General features: G+C 46.6%; 16 protein-coding genes. 7 read left to right on the top strand and 9 right to left on the bottom strand.

Annotation, left to right across the window (positions count from 1 at the left end):
• Window positions 1-7: 7 nt before the first annotated feature.
• The 4 genes from ACSQ8P_RS26810 to ACSQ8P_RS26825 form a co-directional block, all read right to left on the bottom strand.
• Window positions 8-1063 carry an acyltransferase gene (locus ACSQ8P_RS26810; RefSeq protein ID WP_436237981.1) on the bottom strand — a complete coding sequence of 352 codons (1056 nt, stop codon included), beginning with the start codon at window positions 1061-1063 and terminating at the stop codon, window positions 8-10.
• A gap of 116 nt (window positions 1064-1179) precedes the next feature.
• The gene (locus ACSQ8P_RS26815; RefSeq protein ID WP_436237982.1) at window positions 1180-1752 is read right to left on the bottom strand and encodes a ferric reductase-like transmembrane domain-containing protein; all 573 of its coding nucleotides are present in this window, start codon (window positions 1750-1752) and stop codon (window positions 1180-1182) included.
• Entirely contained in the window at window positions 1749-2714 is a 966-nt protein-coding gene (locus ACSQ8P_RS26820) for an FAD:protein FMN transferase (RefSeq protein ID WP_436237983.1), read from the bottom strand. The genes ACSQ8P_RS26815 and ACSQ8P_RS26820 overlap by 4 nt, the downstream gene beginning before the upstream one ends.
• A gap of 30 nt (window positions 2715-2744) precedes the next feature.
• Complete coding sequence (locus ACSQ8P_RS26825) at window positions 2745-3080, bottom strand: hypothetical protein (protein ID WP_436237984.1); 336 nt, start codon at window positions 3078-3080, stop codon at window positions 2745-2747.
• A gap of 536 nt (window positions 3081-3616) precedes the next feature.
• Here ACSQ8P_RS26825 and ACSQ8P_RS26830 point away from each other — a divergent pair.
• The 5 genes from ACSQ8P_RS26830 (at window position 3617) to ACSQ8P_RS26850 (ending at window position 9839) form a co-directional block, all read left to right on the top strand.
• The gene (locus ACSQ8P_RS26830; protein WP_436237985.1) at window positions 3617-5008 is read left to right on the top strand and encodes a YheC/YheD family protein; all 1392 of its coding nucleotides are present in this window, start codon (window positions 3617-3619) and stop codon (window positions 5006-5008) included.
• Window positions 5009-5022: 14 nt separating this feature from the next.
• Window positions 5023-6129 carry a YheC/YheD family protein gene (locus ACSQ8P_RS26835; RefSeq protein WP_436237986.1) on the top strand — a complete coding sequence of 369 codons (1107 nt, stop codon included), beginning with the start codon at window positions 5023-5025 and terminating at the stop codon, window positions 6127-6129.
• Between the two features lie 105 nt (window positions 6130-6234).
• Window positions 6235-7599 (top strand): YheC/YheD family protein, encoded by a 1365-nt coding sequence (locus tag ACSQ8P_RS26840; RefSeq protein ID WP_436237987.1) that lies wholly within the window; start codon window positions 6235-6237, stop codon window positions 7597-7599.
• Complete coding sequence (locus tag ACSQ8P_RS26845; protein WP_436237988.1) at window positions 7599-8726, top strand: YheC/YheD family protein; 1128 nt, start codon at window positions 7599-7601, stop codon at window positions 8724-8726. Before ACSQ8P_RS26840 ends, ACSQ8P_RS26845 begins: the two co-directional genes overlap by 1 nt.
• Before the next feature lie 6 nt (window positions 8727-8732).
• Window positions 8733-9839, top strand: coding sequence for a YheC/YheD family protein (locus ACSQ8P_RS26850; protein ID WP_436237989.1), 1107 nt, complete (start codon window positions 8733-8735; stop codon window positions 9837-9839).
• Window positions 9840-9906: 67 nt separating this feature from the next.
• Here ACSQ8P_RS26850 and ACSQ8P_RS26855 read toward each other — a convergent pair whose 3' ends face one another.
• From ACSQ8P_RS26855 to ACSQ8P_RS26870, 4 genes are all read right to left on the bottom strand, one after another.
• A complete protein-coding gene (locus tag ACSQ8P_RS26855; RefSeq protein WP_436237990.1) occupies window positions 9907-10281 on the bottom strand; it encodes an ArsR/SmtB family transcription factor in 375 nt (124 codons plus the stop codon).
• A 29-nt stretch (window positions 10282-10310) separates the two neighbouring features.
• The gene (locus tag ACSQ8P_RS26860) at window positions 10311-11339 is read right to left on the bottom strand and encodes a cation diffusion facilitator family transporter (protein WP_436237991.1); all 1029 of its coding nucleotides are present in this window, start codon (window positions 11337-11339) and stop codon (window positions 10311-10313) included.
• 193 nt (window positions 11340-11532) lie between these two features.
• The gene (locus ACSQ8P_RS26865) at window positions 11533-11757 is read right to left on the bottom strand and encodes a spore germination protein (RefSeq protein ID WP_056624122.1); all 225 of its coding nucleotides are present in this window, start codon (window positions 11755-11757) and stop codon (window positions 11533-11535) included.
• Window positions 11758-11833: 76 nt separating this feature from the next.
• Window positions 11834-12505, bottom strand: coding sequence for an HAD family hydrolase (locus ACSQ8P_RS26870; RefSeq protein ID WP_436237992.1), 672 nt, complete (start codon window positions 12503-12505; stop codon window positions 11834-11836).
• 257 nt (window positions 12506-12762) lie between these two features.
• Here ACSQ8P_RS26870 and nagB point away from each other — a divergent pair, with 257 nt between their 5' ends.
• Together nagB and nagA are read left to right on the top strand one after the other, a co-directional pair.
• Entirely contained in the window at window positions 12763-13491 is a 729-nt protein-coding gene (nagB, locus tag ACSQ8P_RS26875) for a glucosamine-6-phosphate deaminase (RefSeq protein WP_436239612.1), read from the top strand.
• On the top strand, window positions 13488-14660 hold the full coding sequence (nagA, locus tag ACSQ8P_RS26880) for an N-acetylglucosamine-6-phosphate deacetylase (RefSeq protein ID WP_436237993.1): 1173 nt from the start codon (window positions 13488-13490) through the stop codon (window positions 14658-14660). The genes nagB and nagA overlap by 4 nt, the downstream gene beginning before the upstream one ends.
• A gap of 318 nt (window positions 14661-14978) precedes the next feature.
• Here nagA and ACSQ8P_RS26885 read toward each other — a convergent pair whose 3' ends face one another.
• Window positions 14979-15548, bottom strand: a complete 570-nt coding sequence (locus ACSQ8P_RS26885) for a manganese catalase family protein (protein WP_436237994.1) — start codon at window positions 15546-15548, stop codon at window positions 14979-14981.
• Between the last annotated feature and the right edge of the window lie 11 nt (window positions 15549-15559).

The following is a 15559-nucleotide window of genomic DNA, read 5'->3' on the forward strand; positions in this document are numbered from 1 at the left end:
CCTCTACTCACTTCAACAGAACTTTTCTTCCCTTCCGATACAGCAATGTCAATATCCAAGGGATAGCCACAATCAAAACAATCACGATGCCATTGTACACATTAAATAGTAGAATCGAGCCCGGCATGTGAACCTTATATTTCCATAAGGACAGTAAGGCTGGATGCATGAGGTAAACACCGAAGGAGACCATCCCCAGCGAGACGAAAAAGCTCGCCACGCGCTTCCACCTCAATAGGAGCTCCTTAGCCATCCAGATCATGCTCACGCCGATGCCAAGATTGTACATCAGCCAGGTAATCTCGAACCAAGTATTTTCAAAGGAATACCCTCTTGATGCTAATAAATATAGCCCCGTGTACACCAAACCACTCATGATCGAGGATGGAATAACCCACCCTTTGTTGCGATCCAGCCACGCGCGGAAATTGCCATAATTCATCCCGATGGCTCCGCCAACGAGGAAGTAACCGAAATAGGTGATACATAGCTCAGGTTTATGACTGATAGGACCGATCCAGTGACTATAGATGTACACACCAGCCTGAATGGCTAACCCCCAAAACGCAAGCGTTTTGCGAAACCATGCTGCATTCCTGACAGCCCAAACGAGCAAAGGAAACAGCAGGTAAAACTGTACAATAATAATCATAAAATATAAGTGATAGCCCGAATCTGCCCATTTTAACTGCTCGAGAAATACGCTCAGATCTACTTTAATTGGATGCTCAGGCGTCCACAGCCAAGGATTATATATATAGTAGAAAAATGACCAAACAATATAGGGGACGAGCACTTGCCGAACACGTTTCCAGTAGAATATGCCTGCTTGCTTAGCACTCCAATTATCCGCATAAATATAGAACAGCACGATGCCGCTCAAAAAGATAAAGACGGGTACAGCAAAATAACTTATTTTGTTCAGAAATAAAATAAACAGCTGCGTGCTGCTGCCTTTCAACGCTGGATCCACGGTCCAGTCTGCCGTTACATGAATCAGAACTACAGCCAAGATGGAAATGGCTCTGACAATATCAAGCTCCGTAATCTTTGCTTTTGCCATGTCGGTTTACTATCCTCATTTCATAATAAATACCCTTTAACTATAGACATTTTCGACATGTTTCGCAACAAAGGAATAAGCAAAAGAGTCCCAATCGCATGGATTGGAACTCTGAATCATACTTGTTTCGTTTGACCCACCTTAACTTGACGTTTACGTGACGACAATTGAAATCTAAGCAGCGTTAAACTAACAAGGATAATTGCTGTTGCGATGTACATCATGGCTGCCCACCCTTGGTTACTATCTGTCCCTAGGAAGATGCCATGCAACAGGGACAATACAAATATCGGATAAGACAACATATGAAGAGCAAGCCATACCTTTCTTTTCAACTTATGTCGAATATCCGTTGTGAACAGTACAAGTAGTAAACCATACATAGCGATAGTTCCCAAGCCGTTCAGTACTGGATTATTTTTAGCTGAAAAAGGGATTAACAGTTCCGCCCAGTCGAAAGGCATAAAAGTATCTATAATGAGAAGAACCGTATGCAGGAAGGCGAAGCAGGTTCCTGTTAAATTCGCATAGGTGTGCCAGCGGAGCAATAAGCCTTTCTTGTGCCCTTTGATCTGAGGAAAGCTGTAAGTGATGCCGATCGCCATGCCAACGAACAATGTTAGGTAGGAAAGAATACCAAAGGTTCGAATGAGCAGCCAAGTAGGTAGTTCAATTAAAAAATGAATCATAGGGTTCTTTCTCCTTTCAACCCGGTCCAGGTCAGCTCCATGCTGCCGAGAAGCGGTTTCACCTGTAACACATCACCAACGGAGGTATATAACAGTGCTTCCATGCCATGTGATCTATGTTGGAAGAGGGGGACGCCTTCCTCAACCCCGAGCATGCACAACACTTTTGCCCAGACTTCACAGGCTATCAAATCTTGGCCGACAACCGTGCACTGCACAACAGATGACAGGCTTGGCCGCATCGTGCGTGTATCCATAAGGTGATGCATCTCCCCTGCGTTCGTTAGCCAACGTCTACGCAATATGCTGGAAGTAGCGACAGCACCTGTTCGTAGTTGAAGCGTAACTTCCATGGACGGATCCGCTTCGAAGGGATTGGCAATCCCAATGCACCAAGGCTCCTTCTCAGTCGCACCTCCCCACACCTTCACATCGCCGCCGGCATTAATGAAGCCTCTACGAACTCGCCAATCTGCCTGCAGACGATTCGCAACATGCTGTGCTGTCCAGCTTTTCACAATCCCACCGAAATCCACTTTGTGGCCGGCCAATAAGCGAACCGATTTCATCCAAGGATCCACTTGCAACGCCATACCAGAGTGTGGAGGAAAAGCCTGTTGCTCAAGCTCCATCATTCGTTCCTGTATACTTTCAAATGATTGTCTATATCCAGCCTGCTCCATTGCATGTCCTACACAAATATCAAAAGCACCATTCGTTTGTTCCTGATAATGCCTTGCTAGTTCAAGGACTTCGAGCATGCTGTCAGAAACAAAACTTAGCTGCCCACTTCTCGCATTGAGATTTGAGCATTCACTTGTCGGAAGAAACCGGCTAAACCGTTGCTCTGCAGAAGCAAATCCATCCAACACAGGGATTTCAAGCTCAGCGGTTGACTTTTCCGATTCCAGTAAGACTTGAATGTGTGAATTCATCGCACGAAATGTAAAATCGCGAAACATGTAGCCATCCTCTCCTGACCAGACTCGACGCTAGGATGCGTGACTTCTTGTGTGGGTCTGCGCATTCTTTTGCGTTTGCGATTGTGGGAGTGATTGCGCGTAAGAATCATCTGTCCGATTAAGCTGGTCTCGACTACTCCCACTGCGCTCCATCCTATTATTTGGCTTGCGACTGAACGTTTCTGTCGATGGCATATCTAGCTTTTTCTGTGCAATCACCGGTGTCGTATTCAGCTCAGAATTCGATGCTTCTCGAACAGCCGCAAGAAATTCTGGGCTCTCTTTGACTTCCTGAAACAAATAGACAACAATCATCGCGCTAACCAATCCGATCTGCCATTTGGTCCATTTCGAGGATGCTTTCATACCTAACCCATCCCATCTCTATGAATAAGAATCTAAGCTCATTATACGTGGTTAAAGACCTAAAATCCTGAGTAAACCCTAAAAATTAGCTGAATACTCCCTGAAGTTATGTTTGAAGAATGGGCGCTTTCCTTCAGAAGCCTAGGCACAAAGGGAAATATGTCCTCATATGATGGAGTAGTTTACTTTGCATAAACAGTAATACCGCCATGACCAGATAAGAAAGTATTCGCTTTCGGTTAACGAAACAGCTTTCTTGTTGGAGATAAAATCTACCAGATATAGGGATCTTTGGTCGGATACCAAAGTCTCTCCTTTCCCGGGGCCCCCACAAAGTAATGTAGAAACGCATATCGAAGAAAGCCGAAGATGACTGACCGGCAGTAAGTGGAAAGTTTAAATGCCGACCGAGTTCTCACTTGGTACAGACGGACTTTGCTTCGAAGATTCTCGTCACTTTGTAGGGGAGAATAGCGGTCGATCATCCTTGAATGGCCTCGATAGGGATTTTCTCATGCTGGAAGGAGTGTTCACTATTGACCAGATCGAAAGTTGGCGTAACCATTCAAAGCACCAGCATCTTTTTGGATGATCGGACCGTTGTTCTAAGTGAATCCATTGCAAGAAAATGGAAAGTTCCATCCAATCAAATGATTAACATGCGATTCGGCTCATATCAGCAGGATGTTAAAGTGGTCACAGCTGCTGTACCGAATAGCCTCCGTGTCGACCCTGCGCTTGCAGCTAAGATAGGTCTTCATCAAGGGGCTCGGCTTACCATCAACTATAAGCCAACTTCGAATACAATGTCGATTGGACCCTTAATTGGTGTCATGATTAGCCGCGTTAACGCGAGTTCCCCCAACCGCCCTTTTGGTCCTATCACCACTTTTTGTAAAGAATTGACCGATGCATGTGATCAGATGGGGGCTAGCGTGTGTTTCTTCCCACCTAAAGAAATGCACGCCAATCCACAGTCACTTTCTGCTTATTCTTATGCCAATGGTTCTTGGAGTAAAAGAACGTTCCCGATTCCGAATGTCATCTACAATCGTCTCACCTCACGCAAGTACGAGAATATGTCCAATGTACAACAGTTCATGAAGGACGTTAAGTCCCGATATGGCACTGAAATCTTTAACGAGAAATATTTGAACAAAACAGAGGTTTTCGAAGCTTTGCGAAAAGATAGCACGTTGCATAGCTACTTACCTGAGTCTTATCTTTTCAAAAACTTTCAAATGCTGAAATCTATGGCCGCTCGCCATGGTGTCCTATTCCTCAAACCAATTACTGGAAGTCTTGGGAATGGCATTATTCGCATTCGCAAAGAAAGCCTTGGCGAAGCGTATACGGCTCATTCAACTAGCCTTGCAGGAGTCCGCAGACAAACGTTCCCTTCACTGCTTGCCGTGTTCCAGTCTATTTCCGGGAAGCTCAAGACTCAGCGCTATCAAATACAACAAGGACTTGATCTCATATCATCCGAGGGGAATCCAATTGACTTCCGAGCACTTGTGCAACGAGGAGAAAAGGGAGAATGGGAAATCACTTCAATTGTAGGTCGAATTGCAGGCTCTCAGCACTTTGTTTCTAACCTGGCACGAGGTGGATCCTTATCAACTGTACCGGCTGCGCTCGCCAAAGCCTCTTTCTCCACAACTGCAGCTCGCGCTTCGATTATTCGTCGTTTACGCAAGGCTTCTTTGGATATCGCCAAAGGGATAGAAACCCAAATACACAGTCATTTCGGTGAATTAGGGATTGATCTTGCTGTTGATCGATCAGGCAGAGTGTGGCTGCTCGAAGTTAACTCCAAGCCGTCTAAGGATGATAATACAGCACTCAACACCGACAATACTAAAAATAAAATCAGACCTTCTGTAAGAACTTTAGTAAAATATGCTCGTTTTCTAGCGAAGCATTGAGGTGAAATATGCGATTGCGAACACAACGACCCTTGTTAGGCATCATGGTTACCGAACTGAACCGCGCCCTCCCCTTTGCAAGCTCGAATTTTTATCAGAGTCTGACGGCACATGGTGCTAGCAAAGGGATCGATGTGTTTGTTTTCTCGCCAAATCGCATCGATTGGATGCAAGAGATGGTAAGAGGCTATATGTACGATCGGATACAGTTAGCATGGATTACCAAGCTGTTTCCCCTTCCTTCTCTCATTTATGATCGTTGCTTCTTCAGCAATAAACATAGTTATCTCACCTATCAATATCATGTACGCAAGCTGCGTGAGATCCCTACGATTCGATTCCTTGGCTACGGTCTTGGCGGAAAGTGGGAAGTGGGGCTGATTCTGCAGAAAGATTCTGCCTTACTGCCCTACTTGCCAGAGACCAGCAGACTCCGAAGCGGACATCAACTTGAAAGTTGGTTACAGAGCCATTCAGACGCATTCTTAAAGCCTCAAGGCGGGAGTCAAGGCAGAGGTGCGATTCACATTCACAAAGAGGGCTCCCTGTTTCGGCTGCAAGGACGAGATGGACGTAATCATCCCGTCTTAGGAGAGTTTCGGGAGTGGTCAGTTTGCTGGCAGTGGCTGAAAAGCCTGATTGGCTCACGTCCTTACCTCCTGCAACAATATTTACAGCTCCACTCGATGAACGGAATGTCCTATGATGTACGATCCCTAGTCCAGAAAAATGGTCGAGGAAACTGGGAACATACGGGCATGGCCGTTCGCGTTGGAAAGCCTGGAAGCATCACTTCCAATCTGCATGGCGGAGGCACTGCCGAAGATGTGAGTGAGTATCTAACTCGAGAGTTCGGGGAAATGAAGTCCGATCAACTGATTGACACCATCGCCATACTCTCTAAACATATCCCATCTGTACTTGAGTCCTATCATGGTCGATTAGCCGAGCTAGGCATTGATTTCGGCATTGATACCAGCGGACGTGTATGGATTCTAGAAGTGAATTCAAAGCCGGGTCGAACGATTTTCGCCCGTTTGCATAATGAGCGAGCACGTTCGAAATCAATTGCAAATCCGATCCACTATGCTGGATTTTTGTTAAACAAACAGCTGAGCTGAAGTTAGCTAAGCTTTGTTTGAACGTGCTCATGGGGGCAGAACGTCATATCTGCTTGGTTTGACACGGAAAGCCCCGTAGGGCAACAAGTTTAGGAGGGTAACCTAATGAGTTTGACATCGTGTATGCTCCACGCCGTACAACGAACAGATAGATCGGTCTACTTGACGAGTGATCTCGCCAAAGCTTTACGGTTAACCGGAATCAAATCCATTACTGTAAAGGTTGGGGGTAAAGGGACTTCGTTACCGATCCGTTTGATCAAAAAAAGTGGTCAGCATATGTACATCCCGCTTTCCCTAATGGCCTCCTTACGTATTCCTCGCACAGGGAATGTGTTAGTAGCTAACACCAATAATAAAGAGCTTCGCATCGGTCCACTTATCGGCGTTTTAACGAATGTGGAGAGCGGTACATCGCCCTTCGGCTCCAAAACAGGCTTCATTCGCCAAGTCATCAATACAGGTTCGCATCGTTCGTTCAGCTTCGCTTTCAGTCCCAAGAGTGTGAACTGGATTCAAGAAACGGTGTCTGGCCTGGTCCCGAAAGAAGGCGGAGGTTGGATGCGTAAAACCTTCCCGCTTCCGGATGTTATCTACAACCGTCTATCCAGCCGCAAAGCGGAGAAGTCCGCAGGTATGGAGGGATTTAAAAATCGTTTCGTGCAAAGAGGTGTGCCGATCTTTAACTGGAGCTTCTTTGATAAGTGGGATGTTTACAAAATGTTAGACGGTGACGATGCCTTTCGCTTCGTGCCCGAATCCCGAATTAATCCCACTGCCGAACAAATCAAAGAAATGCTTGATAAACATAAATTTATTTACTTAAAACCAACAGCAGGCAGCCTTGGCATCGGCATATATCGTGTTACCTATAATCCGAAGCGTGGTTATTTCGTCCGCTTCCGGAAAGGGAATAAAAATGTTCTGATTCGTTATGCCAAATTCGAAGGTTTGATGCAAATGCTGGGAACAGGACGCGGCCGTTTAGCAAGCTATGTCGCCCAACAAGGGATTCGACTCATCGAAATTGATAATTGTCCGATTGACTTCCGCTTCCACTTGACGAAAAACGGCAGTAACCAATGGGTTGTCGCGGCGATTGGGGCTAAGAAATCAGGAAAAGGCAGTGTCACAACGCATATCCGAAACGGTGGTCAGCTCATGACACCTGAGCAGGTTCTTCGTCTAGTTTATGGGGCACGCGGGGAACAAATACTTGAAAATGCCAAGGAAACAGCGATTAAACTCGCGCAAGGCATCGAAAATAATTATAATCATTTGCTCGGTGAGTTAGGCTTCGATATCGGTATTGATCAAAATGAAAATGTATGGATGTTTGAAGCGAATGCGAAGCCTGGTCGATCCATTTTCAAGCATCCCTCACTGAAAGACGGAGACACTGCCACCATACAAAGTGTGTATGAACATTGTCTTTATTTGAGCCGTTTCCGCTCAAGGAGGGAAAACTAATGGGTTTTACCCTTCACGAGAAAGCTCCTAAACCTAGATTAGCAATCCTCACAGTGAAAGACAGTTCCCGTGTATTTCGCGGTAATTTAGATAACTTTCTGGACCTGATTAAAACTGGCGAGCGCTTTGGTCTGGACGTTTATGTCGTGACGACCAAGGACTTCAGTATTTCGAACTCTGAAATGTACGGTTATCGCTTTCGTCCTGGTGACAATAAATGGAGCAGGGAACTCGTTCCCTCTCCTCAAGTTGTTTACAACCGCATCCCTTACCGGAAAATGGAAATGCGACCAGAAGTCCAGCAAACCATTCAGGCTTGTAAACGCAGCACCAGCATTCATTTGTTCAATCCTTCCTTTTTTAACAAATGGACATTATTCAGTTGGTTAAATAACGCCAAAGAAAGTAAGCCCTTCATGCCGGATACACTGCAAATGAACGAAGTATCCGATCTCGCTCAGTTATTACAGAAGCACCCCGTGCTCTACTTGAAGCCTGTTAAAGGTAAAGCAGGAATGGGCATTATGCGTATAGATCGCATGAGCTCCAAGGGAAGCAATGGGCAATATCGTCTAAGTCGCCTTCAAGACAAGAAAATGGTCTATAGTTATCATAACGGCTCAGAGGACATCTGGCAGGAATGGGAACATCATAGCGGTGGCCAAGATTATATCGTCCAACAAGGGATTGCGCTAACCCGATTCAAAGAACGTGCTTATGATCTGCGTGCACTAGTCCAGAAAACAGCTAGAGGAGAATGGAGTGTCTCTGGGATTGGAGCCCGAGTAGCAGGCAAAGCAAGCATAACAACACACGTTCCGCGCGGAGGCTCGATTGACGAACCACGCAAGCTGCTTGCTTATGTTTTTGGAGCCAAAGAAGCTAAAAATATTCTAAAACGGGTTCGACTTGCGGTTATTACTCTGGCTACACAAATAGAGAAATCATCCGGCAATCCGCTTGGTGAAATGTCCATGGATATCGGTGTCGACACGTCTGGACACATTTGGTTTTTTGAAGCGAATTCGAAACCCATGAAATTCGATGAACCTCGAATCCGCCAGAAATCACTTGAACGGATTATTCAATACAGTCTTCATTTGATCAATAATCGGAGAAGAAGGTGATTATGCTTGGCTCAAGAACGACTAGGCGTACTCGCTATTTATTTAAACAACTCACGACTTGAGGAACTGGCTTACTTCAAGCGGCTTAGCAAGGAAGGCCAACGGCTTGGCGTTCAAGTCGAGGTGTTTACTCCGGCGGATGTACAGGGAAATGCAGTGCGAACTCTCACATTTGATTCCAGTCGAGGAAGATGGCTTCGGAAGTACACAACGTTACCTCCCATTATCTATGATCGTTGCCGCTATAGAGCCGCCGCGAATTATCATATGCTTCAAGCTTTTCGCAACCGCCATGCCAAGCTCATTTATTTGAGCAAACCGCTGGCCAATAAATGGGCGATGCATCAAACCCTCTCCCAAAGCAGTGCCATTCGCCCTTATCTACCATCAACTGTTCGCTACAGCACCATCCATGAGTTGATGAAGTTTCTGAAGAAACATAAGCTCATCTATGTAAAACCGAAGAATGGCACCGGAGGAAGAGGAATTCTTCGGATTGAACAGATTTCCTCTGATCTCTACTTGTTACAAGGCAGAAATCAATTCCGGTCGATCATCGCTCCCTTCAGAGCGAATGAAAGACAGCTGGCCATCAAACTGCATACACTGAATTTAAGCCCCGACTATGTCGTTCAGCAAGGTATCCATCTGACACTGAATGATGGTCGTGTTCATGACTATCGGCTGCTTATTCAGAAAAATGGTCAAGGCGCATGGGAAGTGACGGGGTGCGCAGGAAGAATTGGACCTCATCGCAGTATTACCTCCAATCTTCACGGTGGCGGCACGGCTGTATCGCAAGATCGCTTATTAGGATATCGTTTCTCATCGCAAGAGAAAATTGCAGGCATCAAAGACGAGATGAACGATTTTGCTTATAAGCTGGCCGACTATTTGGAGGTCAAATTCGGCAAGCTGTGTGAATTGGGAATGGACATCGCTGTAGATCCCAAAGGCAGTGTATGGCTTCTCGAAGTGAATCCGAAACCATCACGAGAAGTATTTCGCAGGATCGGGCAGCACGCAACCTACCATAAGGCCGTAACACGGCCATTGGAATATGCGCTTTGGATGCTTCGGCAAAAAAAAGGCACGGATGATAAGACGGAGTAACACATCACAAAAATAACAAGCGAATCACCTTGCTGGGTGAACGCTTGTTATTTTTGTTTACTTGGCCTTATTCGTGTCCTAAATGCCCCATCGTTTGAACAAAAATTTGCTCAATGTGCTCGTCATCCAGTGAGTAATATACGGTCTTGCCTTCTTTGCGTCTTTTGACAATATGGAGATCTCGCAAATATCTAAGTTGATGGGATACAGCAGACTGCTCCATCCCAATTCGCATTCCCAGATCGTGAACACAAAGCTCCTTATTCAATAGGATGTAGATGATTTTAACGCGTGTAGGATCTCCTAAGGCTTTGAAAATCTCAGCAATACCAGTCGCTTGCTCATCGGTTAGCTCGTTCTCTCGCTCCGCTTGCGTTATAGCCGCATGCTCACAGCTACAATCATCGGTTACATTCCTCGCTTCTAGTAATCCCTTATCCATAGGAACTCCTCCTGTCATCGTCACTTATTTTATACCGGGAGAGCTTGATGGCTGATCGTTGATTTCTCGATTTGTATGGTCGCGTGCGTAATGCCAAACCGCTTCTCAATGACGGTAATTCCTTGCTGCAGAATATCTTGGCTATCCACATCATCCTTAATCAGCAAATGACAACTCATGGCTTCTATGCCCGAAGTAATCGTCCACACATGCAAGTCATGAACGTCAATGACACCTTCGATACCTTCTAGTACTGTTTTAACAGAATCAATAGAAATCGCACTTGGTGTTCCTTCCATTAAGATGTGAAGAGTTGATTTCAGGACGCCCCAGGCACCTCTTAAAATAAGTAGAGACACAATGATGCTAATGATAGGATCTGCCGCATACCACCCGAAAAGCAGCATCACGGCTCCGGCAATGATCGCGCCTACAGAACCTAACGCATCACCTAAGATATGCAGATAAGCGCTGCGTAAATTCAGATTACCATGTACATCGCCCTTACGCATGAGCGACCAAGCGCTTAATAAATTGGCGATTAGTCCTATGCACGCTATGAACATCATGGACCCGCTAGCAACGACAGCAGGATGTAGGAAGCGTTCAATCGCTTCCCATATAATGAGTCCAGCAATGACGAATAACGTCACCGCATTAAAAAGTGCTGCTAATATTTCAATACGGTGAAATCCAAAGGACAAACGAGCTGAGCTAGGCTTCGCTGTAAACCATAGCGCTAGGAGGCTCAAAGCTAGCGCACCAGCATCGCTTAGCATATGACCAGAATCAGACAGCAGTGCCAGACTATTCGTCCAGAGACCGCCAACAAATTCAAGCACAATGATACCTGCTGTTATGCCTAGCGCGATCAGCAGCCCTTGTTTATTTCCTGAGTGCCCATGATGATGGCCATGCCCGTGATGATGATCGTGGTGATGACCGTGATGCTTAGCTTCATGGTGAGCTTGGCCCTCATGGTCATGATGCTTATGACCTTTATCTTCTCCGTGGTCATGTCCACATGCGTGTTCCTTTTTCGAATCATGCTGATGCATGGCATTCCCTCCCCAGTTGCTCACTACTTACGAACTTAGGTCAAAACATTTATATATGAGTGATTGTTCATATGTTAATAATAAATAAGCATGCTTGCCCGTGTCAATAGGCTTCTCCAAAAAGAAAAGACCGATTCATCTCGCCACGCATGGTGAGCTTGAATCGGTCAACTTCATAGGCAACTAGAATCACTTAGGTCCCCGTTGCTGTCTTATTCGCCCCTGCATCAATCACATCAGGGTCTAAGGTAATTGTCGCACTGAATACGGTCGTAGAAATCGAGAAGTCCCCCGTGATTCCTCCGCCAGCACCTGTGTATGATTTGGAGGCACTCGTCGGGGCAATGATACACGTATCTCCGTTAATCAGGTTTCCTTCATTCCTTATAATATTGAATATCCCTACAAAAGAAGGCATTCTGATCAGCACCTCTATCTCTCAATGTGCTACAGTGTATGCCCAAGGCTCCCGCTTTGCGACAGACCTGCGAGAATTAGGAAATGTAGTCCAGCAGCTCAGCAAATCGTCCAATTCGGATATGCGCACCCTCAAGTTCACCTGCTTCTCGAAAGCCTGCATAATCACAAGCCGCAACTTTAAGATTATTGCGAAGTCCTGCTTCTACATCTGACGAGCGATCTCCAACCATCCAAGCGGACTGAATGCCGTGTTTTTCGAGCAAAATTTTGACTAAATCTACTTTGGATCGCGTTTTGTATTCTCCTGCACTGTATAAACCTTCAAAAAGATGCGCTAGCCCCATCTCCGTGATGACTTGTTTGACGTAATCTTCTAGCCCATTGCTGGCTACAAATAAACGGACGCCTTTGGCATGCAAGGTCTGCAAGGTTTCTGCCACACCCTCGTACAATACCCCGCGGCCCTCCTGAAGTCCCTCGACCTGGTACTTAATCAATAACTTATCAGCCTCCTGATGTACGGCAACAGGCGACTCTGGCATAACACGCATCCAAATTTGTTCAAGGAGCATGCCTAACGCACCGAGAATGCGTTCTTCAGGCGGTGTCTCTCCCTCATATATTCCTTTGGCTCGAAGCTCGTCGAAGGTCGCATGGTACGCTGGTAATAGTAAAGTTTCCGTCTGAAATAACGTCCCATCCAAATCAAAAAGCATCGCATCTGGCAGTTGTCCCCGAGTAGTCATGTTCTTACTCCTTTATATGTCTAAAATAGTAGTAATGATCTATGTTAAGAATGGCAAACATACCCATGTAAGTCAATGTAGAATCGTTGAAAATGGTTATTGCCGATCTCAAAAATTTCAGTTATGATTGAAATGAGAATAATTTTATCAAAAAATGAAATTTTCATGCAAAATAAAACTAAATCTTACTAAATAGTAAACTGAACCTTACTTATCCCCCTTACCACTTACTTCCATGAAAGCGAGGAATAATGAATATGAATCTTCATATTTTCCAGAATCAACAAGAACTTAACGAAGCAGGTGCAGGTATTATAACTTCCCTGGTTCAAATGCAGCCAAAAGCTGTTCTCGGCTTAGCCACAGGCGGCACACCCGTTGGTATTTACGAAGAGCTCGTGAAAGCCTACGAGAAAGGCCGCGTTAGTTTTAAACAAGTTACGACTTTTAATCTGGATGAGTACGTTGGCTTACCAGTCGACCATCCTGAAAGCTATCATGCTTATATGCAGCAGCATTTATTTGCGCATATTGATCTTCCTGCAGATTCCGCTCATATCCCGAATGGTAATGCAGCTGATTTGGAAGCAGAGTGTGAGCGATTCAATCAACTTTTGGATGATGCCAAGCAAATTGATCTGCAAATTCTAGGCCTCGGCCATAACGGTCATATCGGCTTTAATGAGCCTGACGATTCCTTGATTAGTGGTACGCACCGTGTTGAATTAAAAGAAGAAACACGTGAAGCGAATGCGCGGTATTTCGATTCGATCCAAGATGTGCCTACGCACGCCTTGACGATGGGCGTTGGTACTATTCTGAAAGCCAAAACGATTCTATTAATCGTACGCGGCGCCGATAAAGCCGAAATCGTACATCGGGCTCTAACAGGACCTATTACAACCGAAGTTCCCGCCACACTGCTGCAGACTCATCCTCACCTAGTTGTTCTGCTTGACGCTGAGGCTGGGAGGCTGTTCGAATGAGGGATCTTCTCATCTCAGGTGCCAGGGTAGTCACGGAACATGGCATAATTGAAAATGGATTGGTTCATGTGGTTGATGGCAAATTGGCTTACGTAGGTGAATCATCTGGTTGGCAGGACACAGCTAGTCCAAGTGTGGTTCGCATAGAAGCAGTAGGTAAATGGTTGCTGCCTGGCTTCATTGACGTTCATGTGCATGGCGGTTACGGCGCTGATTTCATGGATGCGAATACGGAGACACTGGATACGATTACACGTTACCATGCTGCCCACGGCACAACTGCCATGCTGGCAACGACGATGACAGCTACGCGTGAAGCGATTGATCGTGTACTTGTTGAAGTTCACAGCTATATGGAGCAGGGCATGCCTTATGCTCAGCTGCTTGGTGTGCACTTGGAAGGCCCTTTCATTTCGCCGAAGTGGGCAGGCGCTCAAGATCCGAAGCTCATGGTTACGCCTCAGCTGCCATGGTTGATCGATTGGCATGAGCGGTTCCCGCAGCTCATGAAGCAGTTGACGTTGGCCCCCGAGCGCGAGGGGGGCCATGAGATGATCGCGTGGCTGCGCGATCATGGCATCGTTGCCGCATGCGGCCACACAGACGCCTCTTACGCCGACATCGAGTCGGCGGTGGCTGCGGGGCTCTCGCACGCGGTGCATACCTTCAACGCGATGAAGCCGCTGCATCATCGCGAGCCAGGGACCGTCGGTGCCGTCCTCACCGACGCACGCATCAGCGGCGAAGTGATCGCCGATGGGATCCATGTGCACCCAGCAGCGATTAAGCTGCTGACGATGGTGAAGCAGCCGCATGGCTTGCTGCTGATCACGGACGCCATGTCCGCCGCCGGGCTCGGCGACGGGCAGTACGACCTAGGCGGCCAAGCCGTCACCGTGCAGGCAGGCGTTGCCCGACTGACGGAGGGCGGCGCGCTCGCCGGCAGTACGCTGACGATGATCGATGCGCTCCGGTTTATGGTGCGCGAGGTCGGTGTCAGCGTCGCAGACGCAAGCCGCTATGCGAGCGGCAATCCGGCGAGGCTGCTCGGCCTCGAAGCGACGCACGGCTCGATTGCCGAAGGCAAGCACGCCGACTTGTTGCTGATCAGCTCGGAGCTTGAGCTCGAGCAGGTTTGGGTGCACGGCGCGGCGATGAAAGAAGCTTAATTGTAGTTGTCTAATTAGATAAATGGAATAAGAAAAAGTGGTCGCTCCTTCGTTATTCAACGATGAGCGACCACTTTTTATCTCGACTAATTCGGGACGGATCACTCCCTCAGCAACCTATTAGTCCGAAATTGCCGAACTAATCTCATTATCTGCATCCTTTGATCTTAATTAGTCCTAAATAGCCTAACTAAATCAACCAAAACAACTCTCACATAGGGAAAATGAGTAATTAATTCGGCAAAAGCGAACTAATGGTCATTTTTACAAGTAATCCTTATTTTAGTTCCGATAAATCGGACTTACACAGCTTCCTCCCTAAAATATCTTCTTCTCCACACGATCATCCTTCAGTATTTCGACAGCCTCCCTAAATCGAAGCGAATGTACAATCTCCCTTTCCCTGAGAAATTTCAAGCTGTCTTGTAAATCCACATCATCCGTTACGTCAATGAGCCATTGGTAAGTCGCTCTCGCCTTCTCTTCTGCTGCTATGTCCTCGTAAAGGTCGGCGATAGGGTCTCCTTTCGCTTGTATGTAGGTTGCGGTCCAGGGGACGCCTCCTGCGCTCTGATAGAAGAGCCCTCGATCATGGGCTACGTAGTGATCATCCAATCCAGCCGCCTTCATCTGCTCCAGCGTGGCGTCTTTCGTGAGTTTATACACCATAGTCGCAATCATCTCGAGATGAGCAAACTCTTCCGTACCTATGTCCGTCAGCAATCCGACAACCTTATCCGGAATCGAATAGCGTTGGTTCAAATACCGAAGTGCCGCAGCAAGTTCCCCATCTGCTCCCCCATACTGCTCAAGAAGCAGTTTGGCCATCCGCGGATCACATTTGCTTACCTTGACTGGGTATTGCAGCTTTTTCTCATAAATCCACATTGGCTATCCTC

The organism is Paenibacillus sp. LjRoot153 (assembly GCF_964253085.1).
Taxonomy (GTDB): domain Bacteria; phylum Bacillota; class Bacilli; order Paenibacillales; family NBRC-103111; genus Paenibacillus_E.